Raw genomic sequence first — 654 nt, 5'->3', positions numbered from 1 at the left:
ACCTCTAATTCTCGGACTATGGGAATATTGAGCAGTTCTATTTTACTTTTTACCTGATTATCAACTACACTTGCTAGGTAACTCTCACACCCGTCATTCAGTAACCGTTGAGCCTCTAGTGAAGATATGATTGGTATCTTACTTATTTTTGGGATAGCTTGGAAAGAATATTGGTCACCATTCGGGGGTTGGAAATTAACTAGTCCAGACCTACAACTTATTGTAGCATAATGTCTGTGTAACCAATCCATCCCTAGTATAACTTCGTATCCCTTCATGTCAATTACAATCAGTTCTACATATAGTTTTCTATCTCCTAAGGACACAATGTCACCTTTAACAATACGTTCTGAATGTAGGGACTTCCCTGATGGTAACATAATATTATACGACCTTTCAGCTGGTAAAGATTTCAGGTTATGATTGCATACAAACAAGGTTGATATAAATGAGTGTGTAGCTCCTGTATCTATTAATGTGTAAGCAGTAAAACCACAGATTGTAATGGTACCTGTTATGACTGTATGCTGCACAGCTTCCTCATCTTCTATCATTGCATAGACTCTGGGAGCTACCCTTGCTCGGTTCGGATCTGGCGGCATGGGACAATCTCTGACTATATGTCCGACCTTATCACACCTGAAACAGCGGCCA

The 654-nt window shown here is 39.8% G+C and carries 1 protein-coding gene; it reads right to left on the bottom strand.

What is annotated here, in order from left to right:
- Window positions 1-554 (bottom strand): retroviral-like aspartic protease family protein (locus D5281_RS25190; protein WP_277935642.1); only part of this gene is annotated, 554 nt, incomplete at its 3' end.
- Window positions 555-654 lie beyond the last annotated feature (100 nt).

The sequence above is a fragment of the Parablautia muri genome (assembly GCF_009917485.1).
GTDB lineage: Bacteria > Bacillota > Clostridia > Lachnospirales > Lachnospiraceae > Suilimivivens > Suilimivivens muri.
The sequence above is the reverse complement of the archived record's forward strand: the minus strand, read 5'-3'. Positions and strand labels throughout refer to the sequence as shown.